At 59.2% G+C, this 14,827-nt stretch carries 10 protein-coding genes and 2 pseudogenes; 4 read left to right on the top strand and 8 right to left on the bottom strand.

Annotated features, from left to right (window positions below):
* Positions 1–140 precede the first annotated feature (140 nt).
* From PH552_RS02535 to PH552_RS02525, 3 genes are all read left to right on the top strand, one after another.
* On the top strand, positions 141–1,985 hold the full coding sequence (locus PH552_RS02535) for a bifunctional diguanylate cyclase/phosphodiesterase (protein ID WP_285165449.1): 1,845 nt from the start codon (positions 141–143) through the stop codon (positions 1,983–1,985).
* Between the two features lie 305 nt (positions 1,986–2,290).
* Positions 2,291–4,225 (top strand): tetratricopeptide repeat protein, encoded by a 1,935-nt coding sequence (locus tag PH552_RS02530; RefSeq protein WP_113248688.1) that lies wholly within the window; start codon positions 2,291–2,293, stop codon positions 4,223–4,225.
* Positions 4,226–4,254: 29 nt separating this feature from the next.
* Positions 4,255–4,473, top strand: coding sequence for a hypothetical protein (locus PH552_RS02525; protein WP_113248687.1), 219 nt, complete (start codon positions 4,255–4,257; stop codon positions 4,471–4,473).
* Between the two features lie 76 nt (positions 4,474–4,549).
* Here PH552_RS02525 and PH552_RS02520 read toward each other — a convergent pair whose 3' ends face one another.
* The 4 genes and pseudogenes from PH552_RS02520 to PH552_RS02505 all read right to left on the bottom strand — a co-directional run.
* Positions 4,550–5,806, bottom strand: coding sequence for a YyaL domain-containing protein (locus tag PH552_RS02520; RefSeq protein ID WP_183764451.1), 1,257 nt, complete (start codon positions 5,804–5,806; stop codon positions 4,550–4,552).
* A gap of 37 nt (positions 5,807–5,843) precedes the next feature.
* Complete coding sequence (locus PH552_RS02515) at positions 5,844–7,808, bottom strand: glycosyltransferase family 2 protein (RefSeq protein ID WP_285165448.1); 1,965 nt, start codon at positions 7,806–7,808, stop codon at positions 5,844–5,846.
* Between the two features lie 70 nt (positions 7,809–7,878).
* Positions 7,879–9,192 (bottom strand): HlyD family secretion protein, encoded by a 1,314-nt coding sequence (locus PH552_RS02510; RefSeq protein WP_285165447.1) that lies wholly within the window; start codon positions 9,190–9,192, stop codon positions 7,879–7,881.
* Between the two features lie 636 nt (positions 9,193–9,828).
* Positions 9,829–10,069: pseudogene (locus tag PH552_RS02505) on the bottom strand (DDE-type integrase/transposase/recombinase); the annotation flags it as partial.
* A gap of 175 nt (positions 10,070–10,244) precedes the next feature.
* On the opposite strand from PH552_RS02505, the gene PH552_RS02500 reads away from it, so the two are divergent.
* Complete coding sequence (locus tag PH552_RS02500; RefSeq protein ID WP_113248684.1) at positions 10,245–10,610, top strand: ethanolamine utilization protein; 366 nt, start codon at positions 10,245–10,247, stop codon at positions 10,608–10,610.
* A 127-nt stretch (positions 10,611–10,737) separates the two neighbouring features.
* On the opposite strand, the pseudogene PH552_RS02495 reads toward PH552_RS02500, so the two are convergent.
* The 4 genes and pseudogenes from PH552_RS02495 to PH552_RS02480 all read right to left on the bottom strand — a co-directional run.
* A pseudogene (locus PH552_RS02495) lies at positions 10,738–10,886 on the bottom strand (IS630 family transposase); the annotation flags it as partial.
* A 74-nt stretch (positions 10,887–10,960) separates the two neighbouring features.
* Positions 10,961–12,316 (bottom strand): LLM class flavin-dependent oxidoreductase, encoded by a 1,356-nt coding sequence (locus PH552_RS02490; protein WP_285165446.1) that lies wholly within the window; start codon positions 12,314–12,316, stop codon positions 10,961–10,963.
* A 25-nt stretch (positions 12,317–12,341) separates the two neighbouring features.
* Positions 12,342–13,571, bottom strand: a complete 1,230-nt coding sequence (locus tag PH552_RS02485; RefSeq protein WP_113248682.1) for an SfnB family sulfur acquisition oxidoreductase — start codon at positions 13,569–13,571, stop codon at positions 12,342–12,344.
* A gap of 7 nt (positions 13,572–13,578) precedes the next feature.
* Positions 13,579–14,823, bottom strand: coding sequence for an SfnB family sulfur acquisition oxidoreductase (locus tag PH552_RS02480; protein ID WP_285165445.1), 1,245 nt, complete (start codon positions 14,821–14,823; stop codon positions 13,579–13,581).
* Positions 14,824–14,827: the final 4 nt, after the last annotated feature.

Raw genomic sequence — 14,827 nt, 5'->3', positions numbered from 1 at the left:
CACACTCGGCCTGCATCGCTCTGCTTTGGGAAGCATTGGTAAACCGTAGTTCTCGAAAGAGATCCCATAGGCATCGATCTATTTGAATTTCATTCACAAAGCTGATTTTTGGAGAGGATGATAAATCGACGGGAACCACGATGCCGGGAAAGCTTCAGAGGGAGATTTTGGATATGTTGGCGCGTGGAGCCTCGGTCGTGGAGGCCGGAAACTACATCTGCGCTCATGCCGAACGACTCGCTCCCGGTGTGCTTTGTTCGATTGTCACCGTTGACCACCACGGCTTTTTGCATCCGCTTGCCGGGAACAGCATATCCAAGAACTACTGCGACGCTCTCGATGGAATAAAAATCGGACCAGGCGTCGGCTCGTGCGGCACGGCTGCTTTTGTGCGTCGCCCGATTGCAGTCAAGGATATTTTTTCCGATCCGCTTTGGGTTCCCTATCGAGCGCTTGCCGATATTCTTGCAAGCGAGCACGACGTCAGAGCTTGTTGGTCGAGCCCCATCCTCCAGAGCGATGGCCGCGTGCTCGGAGCCTTTGGATTTTACTATAAGCAGAATCGAGGACCCAGCCAGGAGGAACAAATGATTGTCGCTGAATGCGTCGATCTTTGTTCGCTGGTATTGGAGCGCGAGCATATAAAGGCCGAAAATCAACGTCTGGCCTATTTCGATCCGCTCACCGGACTTGGCAATCGCGCCAACTTCCTGAGAACGCTTGAGACTGTGGCGGATCGTTCCGCCGGACCCATAGCAATCCTGTTGGTGGATATCGATCATCTCGGTCGGCTGAACGACGCCTTTGGCCATGCGGCTGGAGACAAGTTGATCATTAAGGTCGCCCGTATGATCGCAGCGATCTGTGGGCCCGAGGCCGTCTTCAGAGTGGATGCGGATGAGTTCGCGATCGTCATTAAAGAAAACCCGGATGCAGAGCTCTCGAGGATTTCCGGGGAAATTTTGCGCTCGATGGAGCAGCGATCAGACTGGGCCGGGGAGCATGACACTCCGATCTCTATAAGCTGTGGCGGTGCGGTATCGGATCCATCCCGCCCCTTCGACGTACCAACCTTTCTGCAACAGGCAAATCTGGCGCTGCAACATGCCAAGCAGACGGGGCGCGGAAGCTTCAGTCTGTACACAGACGACCTCGCCGCAGCCCTTATGCAGCGGTTTCGGACCCTGCAATCCGTGAGAAGCGCATTGGCTGAAAATCGGATTGAGGCGCACTATCAGCCGATCGTCAGACTGGATACGCGAGAAATCGTAGGCCTGGAAGCTCTTTGCCGCGTTCGCACAAGAGAGGGAGACATTATCTCGGGTGGTATGTTCATGGACGCGCTGCAGGATATTTCCATGGGATATCTGTTGACGGAGCGGATGCTGGAGCAGGTTGCCGGTGACGTGAGATATTGGCTCGATGAGGCAATTCTGCCTCAATTTGTCAGCGTGAATGTCTCCATGGCGGATTTCGACCAAAGAAATCTATGCGCGCGCGTCAAAGGCATATTTTCTCGTCACAACGTCCCCCTTAAATCTATCGTGATCGAGGTTACTGAACCGGTCTACATGGATGAAAGGAACCGCTACGTCGCTCAGGCAATCGAGGAACTGCGCACTGCAGGATTACTTGTAGCTTTGGATGACTTCGGAACGGGCTACGCGTCTCTGACCCACCTCCTCGAGTTCCCCGTGGACGTGATCAAGATCGATAAAAGTTTTGTAGACCGAATATTGGATGACCGTGGCGAAACCATAATCAAGGCTCTGCTTGATATGGCGACCGGGCTCGGCGTACGGATAGTCGCGGAAGGTGTAGAGACTACAAAACAAGCACGCAATCTCGCGCGTTTGGGATGTTCATTTGCACAAGGGTATTTGTTCGGTCGCGCCGCCGACCGTCATAAAACCACGGAGCGATTACGGGCTGGGATGGCGAAGCGAGCAAGGTACATCACCGACCAACGCGCGCTCGGCAGCTGAAAGACCGCCAGCAAGTCTTCGACTTCCGCAGGCTCAAAGAGAACGGAAATAGAGCCGCACGATGCGGGCGATGATCTCGGCTGGCTATCTGCAAGCCGTGTTTCCTGCCCGCTGATCGTTTCGAGCAAATCATCCCCTGGCCGCTCATCATCCCGGTGAATGGATGAATTTTCTGCGACAGCAGCGAACGATTTGCTCTTGATGAGATTCATCCATGATATCAATCTGTGCAAACTTGGGATCGCGCAGGTTGCAATGTGGGACCCTGGGTCATTTTTCATCATGCACAGGCGGAACGGGAATCCTTGTTCAATCTTCACACATTTGGTCGCCTTCACCTCACGAACGATCTTGGCGATCTGTCGTTTCCAGACAAAGGCTTGTTGGCGATATGCTATCTGCTCGATACCAAACAGTTCGAGGCCAGCCGAACCGATATTGCGACCTTGCTATGGAGCGGTGAAGACCGCGCCGGACTGCTGGCCAATATGCGTCAAACCATCGCCCGCATCAAAAGCCGTCAGCGCGAACTTGGCGTCGACTTTCTGACCTTTACACCAACAACCGTCCGCGTTGAGGTCGAAACCCTGACCTCAGATCTGTCATTGTTCGACATCGCGGAGAACAATGAGCCCGTGCAGACACTGTATCGCTTGGCCGAGACCGTGAAGGGCGACTTTTTAGAAGGTTTCGAGCCGGTCAATACGCTGCTCGATGTCTGGGTGGAACAGAAGCGCGAAGCCATTTCCCATCAGTTTCTGCGCGTCTTCAAGCGGGCATTGGCGCCGATATCCGCGGCGGATGCGGACATGACGATCCGCAAGCTGGCCCTGCAGGTCTTCCGGCTACATCCGCACGACGAGGAGGTGCAGGCGTTTCTTCTCGAGTCGGGTGTCCACGATGGCCCACAGGATGGATCGGCTCTGCCCTTTGCCGCCAACGCACGTGCTGTCCGTTCGGATACCGAGACGGAATCGCTCTCCCTGCAACTCGCCAGTCGCATGTTCAACAAGCAGTTTGCGCAAGCCCGCGATTCGCTTCTGGCACGTCCTCCGCCCGTCGTCCCGCCCTATGGCGAGCGAAAACTGGATGCGCCGCGGTTGGCATTGCTGCCGCCGCAGAACGACAGCGAGAGTATCGTCGCAACGCTTGTCGCTGCTTCATTGATCGAGGATATCACCATCGGCTTTTGCAGCCTGAAGAGCGTTCGGGTGATTGCCCCGCACACCGCCGGACAGTTTTCCCGCGATCCAAACAAGGCGGCGGTCTTCGAGCGGCATGGTATCTCCTACATACTGGATACCCGCATCAGCTACGGCCAGGAGGTATCGCTCTTCGCGCAGCTGATCTTCTTTGCCAATGACGAAATCATCTGGGCCGAACGCTTCAGCCTTGATTCGTCGAATCTTACGCTACATAGGCGCGAACTCTCGAAGCGAATTGCGTTGATCGTTGCCTCTCACATCGAGCGCGATAGTCTGTCGCGCGCCTATTACGAAGCAAGCCCCGATGCCTATCACCGCTATCTTGTGGGACAGCGCCATCTGAAGGAACTGACCCTGCCCAATTTGCGCAGGGCGCGGCGGGAGTTCCGCGCCGCGTTACAGAAGAACCCACACTTCGCGCCGGCGCTCAGCGGCTTAGCGCGCACCTATACCAAGGAATGGCTGCTGACGATGCGAGGTGACGAGCAGCTGTTGGCCTCGGCTGCGGAGTTTTCCACCAAGGCGATTTCCGCCGGTGAGGACCTTGCGGGCGGCTACCGTGAACTGGGGATCGTAAAGTTGGCGCAAGGCGATATCGATGAGAGTGTCAACGCGCTGAATCTTGCCGAAACTCTGAGCCCTCATTACGCTGACATCATCGCGGATTATGCCGATACGCTGGTGCATGCCTCACGGCCGGCCGATGCGCTGAAAAAGATCGCCAATGCAATTGATCTCAATCCATTGGCTCCCGATACCTATCTCTGGACGGCCGCCGGCGCCAACTATTGTCTCTACCAATTCGAGACGGCATTATCCTATATCGCCATGATGCGTGATAGCGGCCTGGCCGATCGGCTGTCGGCCGCCTGCTGGGCAATGCTCGGCGATATGAAAAAAGCACGATCCTTTGTTCGCAATGTAAGAGCGACCATTCCCGATTTCGATGTGGACAAATGGCTATCCATGATCGTGCTGAAGGAACAGTGGCAGAAAGACCTGTACCGCGAAGGGCTGCGCAAGGCAGGATTTTGAAACACCAAAGCAAAAAGGAAGACAGACTTATGGCACGAATTGTTATTATCGGACTTCCAGACGAAAAGGGTTTATGGGTGGCTGACATCGATGCGGGAACGATTACCCCGTTGCAGACACCTGTCTCCGGCGCGCTCAAGGAAGCAGACGACCTCCGCGCTGGCGGCGCAGTGATCGTGAAGAATGTCAGTCTCGCAGTCGGCGTGAGCAGCACCAAAGCTGTTGCCGGCGGTTTCCTCGAGGGCTAGCCGCTACCAACATGTCGATGGCGGCGTGGTTCGCGCCATCGACAATCAATTTGCTGGCTGTGTTTTCCGGGAAACTCTAAGGGCTTGCCGACTGACCGGCCGCACTTATGAAAGGATTGCGCTTCAGCGCGGCAAGCACGGCCCATGCCGTCGCTCCGACATGGGGAAGGCGGAAATACTTGAAATCAACGGATGCGGAGTCCGGTCCAACCTTCAGGCCGGTCGACAGCTCAGCGTTGACCGTGGCATAGAGCAGCCCGTCGGGGGCAATTTGCCTGGAAATCGTTTCGAACAAAGGTTCGGCCTCTTCCGCCCTGCCGCTCAGACGAAACACGAGGGCGGCCTGGGCAGTGCCCTCAAGCCAGATGCCATCGCGGTCATTGTTGAAGTCGAAACCACCATCAACGCCATGATTGCGTTTCGTCCATTCCAGGACCCGCGCGCGCCTGAATGCGTAGGCCGGCACGGCGATGAGCGGCCACAGTTCTGCGTCGAGACCCGACATTGACGTATTCGGCGCGTCGCTGTAGGGCAGACTACCGACGAAAAAGCGGCCGTCGTCGAAATCCCACATGGCCTCCAGAAACGCGTGCGCTTTCTCGGCGTGACGCGTCCAGCCGCCCATGGGATCGAGCGCGGCAAGCCAGCGATCCGCCGCATAGACATCGAGATTATGTTCCGTGGATTTCCAGCCTATGCGTTCTGAGGGCTCCTGGCCGAAGAAGCCCCCGAAATAGCCAGGCGCCTGCGGATCTGCGGTGCTGCGATGGATCCAGTTCATGATCGTTCGGGCGGCATTCAGGTAGGGCGCTCGGCCGGTCTGCTCGTAGGCGGTCAGCAGTGCCAGCGCGCCCCAGGCCGTGCTGCCCGTCGCGCTGCCGACCTGGTAGTCGTCTTCAATCCAGGACTTGCTGACGGAGCTCCAATAGCCCGGAAGCAGCATGCTGCCGTTATCCTGAACCGGGCCGGCGCGATAGGCGTTTCGCAGCCGTCCATCGTGATAAAATCGATCCGCCTTCAGAGCGAGCACCAGGGCATCGGCGACGCGGCCCGCTTCCGGTTTTCGGCCGCAGGCATATAGCGCCATCACCGCCAGTGCGTTGTCATAGGTGAAGCCGGCATTTTCAAGCGCAGGATGGAGCGGCGAAGCATTGTCCGGCGGTTCGTAGCTGCGGAAGACGAAAGGTTGCGCCGGCTCGCCGCTCATATGCGCAACGAGACCGGCGCAAAGCCTGGCGGCGAGTTGAACATGCCGTTCCTCGCCGGCCCAGGCCGCGTGTATCCAGTATGCGAGGACGGCGGCGGTCAGAAAGGCCCTGATAGAGATTCGCATATATCACCCCGGGTCTCTCGAATTGCCCTGCGCACCCTCAAGAGAAGGCGCGCGACAAGAGCATCTGCATCGATTTGCGCAAGTCGCCCCGTTCCGCGACGTTGTCAGGCGCGCTCCTGAAAAGCAGTCGCAGGATGGCATTGTGCTGCTCCGGCGTCGGCATAAGGCAGAAGGCCGTCGACGATGGCGTCGCTCTGGCTGCGGAGGGAATCCAGCCGATTTCCGGGATGAATACCGCCTCGTCCTTTGCACCGGCCGGGCCATGCTCAGCCAACGTCGCGCCTTCTGTGGACAGGGCCATTATCGTCACGTCACCGATCTGTCCGTTGGCCCGGTGCCTCCCGCCAATCCTGACTTCGATCGGCTCTTCCTGGCCGAAACGCGGCAGCTCGATGCAGCAAAGCAGGCTCGTGAACGCAATGATCATCGCCACTGACGACCAGACGAGATTGAGGCACTCGCGTGCGGAAAATTCGACGGGCGCATCCCAACCATAGACGACCCTAACGACAGACAGCGCCGACATGGCCGCTACGAAGCCGAAAAACAGCGCCGTTGGGCGGTGAACGCGGATCGCGGACCTGTCCCCTCCCTTCTCCGTCACTTTGAAAGGGCGGCCAAACGGTTTGCGGATCGCCTGGAACAGGGTGATCGTGATCGGCACGGCCGTCAGGGCATGGGTGACCTCGGTGAAGAGCGGCAGCGTGCGCCTTTCGGAAATCCACGTCGAATAGGTCCAGACCAGGAAGAGCGAGCTGAGGCCGTATTTCATGAAAAGCAGTTCATCGGCCTGCAGCGCAGAAACGCCGGTCAGCCAATAGACGGACGGCGCCAGCAAAAGGCAGAGGATGAAAGGCTTCGACAGCCAGCAGAACAGCCCGTGCAGATAATGCAGACGCTGCACAAGCGTGAAATTGCCGCGCCAGAGCGGCCCGTTGCGCAGCAGGCCGATCTGGATTGTGCCGAGGCACCAGCGGGTCCTTTGCGTAATGTATTCGGGAATGCCTTCGGCCGACAGGCCGACGCTCAACTTCTCGTTCAGCCAGCGCGTCACATAGCCCCGCTCCAGCAGCCGGTAGGTGAGCAGCATGTCCTCGGACAACGCATCATGCGGAAAGCCGCCGATCTCGTTGACGGCGGCACGGCGCACGACGAAGCTGGTACCGACGCAGAACGCGCATCCCACGGCATCCTTGGCCGGCTGGAAGGTGTCGAAGAAGACGCGCTGGTCATCGACGAAGGAGCGCCGGATGCCGAGATTGTGCTGGATCGGATCGCTGTTGAAATAAAATTGCGGCGTCTGCACGACGGCGACCTTCCCGTCCCTGAAAAGACCGATGACGCGATTCAGGAAATTTGCCTGAGGGGCGAAATCCGCATCGAGAACCATGATGAAATCGGAAATCTCGGCGAGTGCGTTCGTATGGTTCAAGGCATTGTTCAGATTGCCGGCCTTGGCATGCTTGTTATCCGGGCGCGTCAGGTAATTCACACCGACGCGTGCGCAATAGTCGCGCACTTCCGGGCGACGGGTGTCGTCGCAGACGAAAACCCGAAGCCTGCGGTAGCTCATCGCCTGAGCGGATATGACCGATTTTTCCAGGACATTCAGCGGCTCGTTATAGGTGCAGATGAACACGTCGACGGAAGGGATGTCCGCCGTGGCCGCCAGTTCCTTTTCACCGCGATCGGCCTCCTTCGTCCAGTCGGTCGTTCTCAGAAGGATCAGGATCGAACCGATGGCGTAAAGCACCGACACCGCCTCGAAGAGGAAGTAAACATAGTTCCAGAGCACTTCGGCAGAAAGCTCGAAGGGCGGAAGCGTGTCCAGGGCGCGCCACGAGAGGTAAAGCCCGAGCGACAAGAGCATGAGTAGACTGAATGCCGCCCGCTCGAACGGTCTCTTCGGGTTCGCGAGCATTGCGAACAGCATCGCGCAAGCGGCGATGACGAGATCGAAGATCAGAACGCTGAATAAATCGTCGTCGGAACTAAAGAACACGATCCGTTTCTCCCTGACCTCAGCCTGGATGCGATCCGTCACGGGCTACCGGGCGCCGCGGCGGCTTGCGTCAGCTTTTCACAGGCGCAGCTCTCATTCGCTCGTTGAGGAGCTCGACGGCATGCGCATCGGCACGCCGAGGCTGGGGATAGAGAATTCCCCAGCTGACGCGCACGTCCCGAGGGCCCTTTGTAACGCGCCCCTCCGGATTCAGCGCACCGAAGCGTTCGGCCGACCGCCGGACGAGCCCGGTTAGATCCGTTTCGGCGGCGGAGGGCCATTGCGCGGCGGATGCCCGGGCTATGCCGATGAGCGAGGTCGATGCCTCGCGTATATAATGCTGCGTTTTCTGAAGCCATTCCTGGGGCATCGTGACGTCGACCCACGTGCCCACGGAGCAGAACCGGCCGCCTCGCAAGTCTGCCGTGCCGGTCTCTGTCAGCCGGATGTATGCATAGAGTTCGCGACGCTCCGTCGGCGGGAAAGGAACGGCATAATCGAGATCCACCCTGTCGGTCGTACGAGGAACCAGCCGCTCTACGACGCCGCTTGCCGCTTGCGCCCAGCCTTCGGCATTGACATCAACCCTCGATCCCACGGCGAGGGCTTGCGCCTGCCGCTCGGAAAAGATTGCGACGACAAAAGCGTCGCGGCAATCGAGCGTTTCCGCGAGCGTGTCGCCGGCCGTGACCTCGCGTCCGGAAGCAGCCACCGGCTTGTAAAGCTGGCTCGTCGAGGGAACGTGCAAATCGGCCCGCGCCAGTCTGTCGACCCGCAACGCCTCCGTCGCCACCAGCGAGCCAAGCTCGGTCTCCTTCGTGCGCATCGTCGCAATCTGTAACTTGAGCTGCAGGAGGTCGGCCTTGCGCGTACGGATTTCCTGCTGCAGATTTTGCAGCGACTGCAGGTCGGCGCCGACATAGACACCCTGGCGGGCAAAATCGAGTTCCGAGGCAAGCTTGGCGACGGCGAGCTTGGCGGCTTCGAGCTTGGTGTCTTCCAGACGAACCATATCGGCGACCTCGGCTTCGCTGCCGGCGGCAATCCCCCGAGCCATGAGCCTGAGCTTGCGCGCCGCCTCGGCTTTCGCGATGCGGGACGAGTAGGTCACCATCTCCAGAGCCGCCTCGGCGGCCTTGAGATCCGCAGTGATCCTGACGAGGAGTGCCGCCTGCTGGCCTGAAAGGTCGCTTTCAAGATCGCCGATACGCTGGGCATAGTCGCTGACGATCGAATTCTTCTGTTCCATCTCGTTGCGCAGTGCGGCCAGCTGAACCTTCAGGCCGATCAAGGTCGAATTGTCGACGCGATCGTTCTCGACCGTTATTTCGCCGGCCGCGCCGAGCGAGGTCACCTTTCCACTGATCGGCGTTGTCAGCGGCACGAGCGGCGCGTTGATCACAGCGCGAGTAGAAGTCGACGTGAAGAGTGGAGGGAATGCGGATGAGGCAAATACTGTCCCCATGACACCAAGTACAGCGTAAGAAGCCAATCTTACCGATGCATCATTATTTCCGCTATCTTTGCTTTTTCGAAAGGAAAACATAGCCACCGATCCTTTGATGAATGCGCTATATTCTTCCTCCCGAAAGAATGCATGGATCGTTGCACGGTTTTTTGTGCGCCGCAATATCGCTAAGATTGTGCTACGGGGGTGGTCCGCAGGTGCCCAATAATTGACCAGCGATCCGAAGGGGCCATCTCCGAATTGGGATCAGCCTCTGCCTCCATCCCACTATAATAGCAGCCGTTATACCTACTGCGGCAAGAATCGAAGCCCGTCGCATACACGTGAAATATGTGGCATTATTTGTGCATCTTTGGCTCTCGGACCTCGGCGAAACCGGCCATTCGCAAGTTATGCGATCATTTATTTCGCTAAATGCTACCATCGTATGATCTGCAGCTTCGAAACTCATCATAAAGAGGTAGATGAAACGCAGCGCCGGCGCGGATTCCTCTACGCCTTCCGCTTCCGGCATTACTCCAAAAGGATGATCGGATCGGTAAGCTCCGGACCAAGAGATTCGGATAGCTGAAAAACAGAGATGCAACGTTGCAGGCTGCCAACCGATCGGAATCCCTGCATCACCCGCTGTCGTTTTCTCAGCGGCAGATGGGAATTTCCGCACGATTATTCGGGCCCTTGTGTGATCAGCGTTCGACGGTAGGCATCAAGTCCCGCCTTGCCGCTCTGGATGAGCGCAGGTTGTCGATGACGAGGCCGTCGGCGACGAGTCTTGCTTCTTCAGCAGTCTGACACGCTGTGTCGCGGCAAGTGGAACACGCTGTTCACGGCATCAACCCCCAGCGCCCTTCGCGACCGCGCGATAGCGAACAAATGACGGCTGAGTTCGTTTTGACGCCTATGTGCAAAGCTCGAAGAATCTTTATCGACCCATCTCGCGCCCGGTTCCAATCTTCAGGAGACAATCCATGACCATTTACAAATTCGCAATTGCCGATGCGGTGTTTGAACGCTCGCCGGGACAGGAAGGTGACATTTTCACAGGCAACCTGCTCGACCAGCGCCACGGCGGTCCAATCACCGTCGGGTTCGGGCGCTACGGGCCAAATCAAGTTCTCGAAGAAACCATGGCCGTACATGACACGATGATTGTCCTGGAAGGAAGTATAACTGTGTCAGACACGCATCGATCGCTGACAGCTGGGCCAGGCGAGATCATTGCAATGCAGAAAGGCGACAAGGTGACCATTCGCTCGCATGAGAGCGGTGCCGTAACCGCCTATGTGACATATCCTCATTGGCAGCAGCCGGAACCCACATCGAGCCCAACATGACTTGGCCGACCGGCCGGGCGATGCCGCATGGAGGGTTTTCGGGGTCCCCGGAAGATATGGAGCCGGCGGCAGAGGTCGTCCGTTTTGTCACTGAGCGTCTGACGACATCCGTTCGCTGACGGCAAACGCCTTGGTTAGCCGGTGGAACAGCTATACCGGAAAGCCTGAGCGAGCCGGTGAAGGTTGCGGTCTTCCAATGCCGGTGCGCAATCGCTGATGGCAACGTTCTCCGCACAGAGACCGGCCGCGCAGCCGAGATATTTTCGTGCTCAGTCCGTCCGGCGGGCCATCGATTCGCTGGATCGATGGCCTCTTCGTCTCACCATCAGGAAGCCGATCGGCCGCTACGGTTATGCGCGATAGATGTTAGCGGGATGGCGGCTTGGTAGCCTGTCGCCTTCGCCGAAGATTTTTTGTCGTAAAGAGCCGTCAGCATAATGGGTCTTATAGAGGCCTCGATCCTGCAAGGCAGGCACCACATGTTCGACAAAGTCTTCATAACTCTCAGGAACGACTGTCCGGGTCAGATTGAACCCATCGATCTCCCCTTCCTCGATCCAAGCTCCCAGCTCGTCGGCGATTTTCGAACCGTCGCCGACGATCGCCGGATAGCGGCCACCGATGGCGAGTTCGGCGAGAAGCTGACGTTTCGTCCAGCCGCGCTGCTTGGCAAGCTGGGTCGCCGACTGAATGGCGTTGGACGTCCCGTAGACGATCTGCTCGTCGAGATCGTATTTGGAAAAGTCGATCCCCGTGCTCGCCGAGAAATGGGCAAGGCCAGCCTCCGGATTCGCATACCGAAGATATCCGGCGTGCCTGTCTTCGGCTTCCCTCTGCGTCGCACCCGTAACGACAGTCGCCCCGACGAAGATCTTGATATCGTCGGGGCGTCGCCCGACGTCGACGGCTTCTTGACGAAGTGCCCTGGCGGCGGTTCGGGCGGCAGCCTTGTCCGTTGCCGTGATGAAGACGCACTCGGCGTGTCGGGCTGCGAACTGGCGTCCCCTGCCCGATGTGCCTGCCTGGTAGAGAACCGGCGTCCTCTGCCGAGACGGCTCGCTCAGGTGGTAGCCATGCGATCGATAAAATGCGCCGTCATGCGCTATCGGCCGGATCTTGCCGGGATCCGCGAATATGCGGTTGTCTTTGTCGAGTAACACCGCATTGTCGTCCCAACTGCCCTCCCAAAGCTTGTAGAGCACCTCCAGATACTCGTCGGCCCTGTCGTAGCGACTGTCGTGCTCGGCCTGTGCGTCTTGGCCGAGCGCTCTTGCCGCACTGTCGAGATAGCCGGTCACGATGTTCCATCCAACCCTGCCGTCCGTCAGATGGTCGAGCGTCGACATGCGCCTGGCGAAGAGATAGGGCGCGTCGGAGTTGACGTTTACGGTGACGCCAAAGCCCAGATTTTTCGTCGCGGCGGCCATGGCCGAGACCAGCAAGAGAGGATCGTTCACCGGTAGCTGGATCGACTCCCTTACCGTCAGATCGGTCGAACCCTGGTATATGTCGTAGACGCCGATGATATCGGCGAGAAAAACGCCGTCGAACAGCCCGCGTTCCAGTGTCTGGGCAAGCGACGTCCAGTAGTCGAGCGTCTTGTAGCGGTGCGACTGATCGCGTGGATGAGCCCACAGGCCGTGATTGATGTGGCCGACGGAGTTCATGTTGAATGCATTCAGCAGGATTTGCTTTTTCCCAGGCAAGGTGTCTCTCCGCCTCAGTCTGTTTTCAGATTGCGCCGTGGCGCGGCGGTAGCTTTCCGCCCAGATAGTAGCTTCCGATCGCCTGATACTTCCAGCGAACCGGATCATGCAGGGTGTGGGTTCGCACGTTGCGCCAGTAGCGATCGAGGTTGTCTTCCGAGAGGGTAGATGACGTGCCCGAGAGTTCGAACAGCTTGGTCCCGGCCAGCAGTCCCGCCTTCGTCGACAGGATCTTCGCCTCCGCGACCGCAATCGATGCTGCTGCGACAGTCTCCTCCGTCATATCGCGTTGTGCGGCGTCGACGAGTGCTGCAGCCCGCCCAAGCAGGGCCTCAGCAGCACGAAGCCGCAACTTGACTTCGCCGGCGCCGTAGAGCGTCAGGGGGTCGTCGACGGCACGCTCGACCTTGGCGTCGATCCACGGCCGCGACCGCTCCTTGATGAACCGGAGCATCTCGCGATAGGCGCCTTGCCCGATCCCAAGATCGATCGCGGCATGCATGAGCTGTGCCTGCGGACCGATCGTCGTCGGTCGGTCGAACGACGCCTGGAACGGGACGATCCACTCAGGTTCGACCTGCACATGCTCGAATTCCACCGAACCACTGCCAGTGACGCGCTGGCCGAAGCCGTCCCAATCGTCGGTGATGGTGACGCCGGGGGCGTTCCGAGGAATGAAGACCAGATAACTCGTCCGCTTTCCGTCTTCATCCGCAACGGCCAGAGTCGGAATCCAGTGCGCATAGAGCGCACCTGTGCAGTAGAACTTGTGTCCCTCGACGACGGCGCCTCTGCCGTCACCTACCAGCCTTGTACGGCGCGTGAAGTCACGCTGTCCGACTTCCGCAAGAGCGTTGCCGAACCGGTCTCCCGCAAGAACACGGTCATAGAAGAAGCGCTTCTGCTCCTCGCTGCCGCCGACCCGAAGCACCTCGAGCGCGTAGTAATGGTTCTGCGGGATCTGCGAGAGCGAGCCGTCGGCCGCGCCGATGATGGCGATGACCTGTGCGAGGGTTCGGTTGCTGACACCCGGCCCGCCATAAGCCCGGGGCACGGTGATGCCCCAGAGACCGCTGACGGTGAACGCCTCCAGCTCGTTCCATGGCAGCAACCGGTCGCGGTCGCGATCCGACGCGCCGACCGCGAACTCGTCAGCAAGCAGGGTTGCCACTTCGATTGCCTCTTCATCGCCGGCAATGGACGCAGGGCGTCGTGGGCTGGGTGCTACGGAAGATACAGATGCTGCGTTCGTCATCGGCGCCTCAATTCCACTGGTGTCTGGCGGGGTAAGCGCCGGTCAGCTCGTACTTGCCGATAAGGTGGTATTTCCATCGGACGGGATCGTGGAGCGTATGGACACGGGCGTTTCGCCAGTGACGACCAAGATTATGCGCCTCCCGCGTCGCGGACGAACCCGCGAGGTCGAAAAGCTGCTCGGTCGCGGCGAGCGCGATCTCTGTGGTGAGGATCTTGGCCTCGGCGACCGCGACGGACGCCATAGCGCTCGAGGCGTCCGTGACTTTGTCTCTTGCAATACGGTCGATCTTCTCAGCAGCATCGTAAAGCACCGCCTGCGCCGCGTGGAGGTCCGTGTAGAGACTGCCGACCGCGTGAATGATGGTCGGATCGTCGATCGCCGAGGAGACGCCGGAGTCGACCCATGGTCTTGCGCGATCACGCACGAAGGCAACGGCATCGCCGACGGCCGCCGCTGCGATTCCCGAATCGATGGAAGCCTGTACGAGCTGTGAGATCGGTCCGGCAAGCCCAGGACGATCGGCATAGGACCAGACGGGGAAGACGAGTTCCGGGTCGATCGGGACATCGGCGAATTCGACGGAGCCACTGGCCGTCGTGCGCTGCCCGAACGACGACCAGTCATCGATGACGGCCACTCCGGGCGCATCGTAGGAGGCCCAGACCTGGACGGCTCGTCCTTCTTCGTCGACCGCCCTCGTTGGTATCCAGTGAGCGAAGATCGCCCCTGTCGAATAAAAGCGACGGCCGGTCAGTCGAAGGCCGTCTGGCGTCGACCGCAACAATGTCGTGCTGACGGCGACCGACTTCGTCTTCTTCTCCGGCCCCGCGTTTCCGATGCGGAATCCCTTGTTGAGGACGTCGCCAAAGATTCGAGCCTTCTGGGCGTCGGAGCCCACGTCCTTCAGCAGTGCGAGCACGCCGAACTGGTTCTGCGGGATCTGGCCGAGGGCAGGATCAGCGCGACAGAGGATCTCGAACACCTTCGCCAGTGTGACGTTCGACACGTCGGCCCCGCCGAACGCCTTCGGGATGGTGATCCCACCCAAGCCGCTCGCCGTGTACTCGTCGATCTCGGCCCAAGGCAGAAGCCTCTTGGCATCACGCTCGGAGGCGCCGACCACGAAGCGCTCCGCCAAACGCGCGGCGACGTCCAAGGCCTCCTGATCGTCCCTGATGAGATGCGGCCGCGCGGGCGGCGATGGACGACGTCCGACTATGTCGGGAGCATGCGAACGCTGGTCAGTCATATCG

The sequence above is a fragment of the Rhizobium aureum genome, assembly GCF_030182495.1.
Classification (GTDB): domain Bacteria; phylum Pseudomonadota; class Alphaproteobacteria; order Rhizobiales; family Rhizobiaceae; genus Rhizobium; species Rhizobium tropici_C.
Note: the sequence above shows the minus strand (reverse complement) of the source record. Positions and strands in the feature narration are given on the sequence as shown.